We start from the raw sequence: 239 nt of genomic DNA on the forward strand, positions 1-239 counted from the left end.
GTTGGTGGCAGCCCCCAGTTCAATAGGAGTTACACCATGACCAAAGCACTCCCCGACCCACCCGCAGACTGCCTCGTCGTCAACGAAAACCTCAGCTTCGAAGACGCCCAGCTCTACCTTTCCCACCTGATCCACAGCGCCAGCGCCACCGTCCTCGACTGCGGTGACCACCTGCCACCCCACGACCGCGCCAGGATCCACGCCGTATGGCACCTGCTCGAAATGGCCAAGACCGTGAT

General features: G+C 61.9%; 1 protein-coding gene. It reads left to right on the forward strand.

Going from position 1 to position 239, the window contains the following annotated elements; translation table 11 throughout:
• Positions 1-36 precede the first annotated feature (36 nt).
• Positions 37-239, forward strand: a 203-nt coding sequence (locus KZZ04_RS20690) for a hypothetical protein (RefSeq protein WP_219424104.1), incomplete at its 3' end; no start/stop codon positions are given.

Origin of the sequence: Pseudoalteromonas sp. CR1 (assembly GCF_019392235.1) — a bacterium.
In the GTDB taxonomy this organism is placed as follows: domain Bacteria; phylum Pseudomonadota; class Gammaproteobacteria; order Enterobacterales; family Alteromonadaceae; genus Pseudoalteromonas.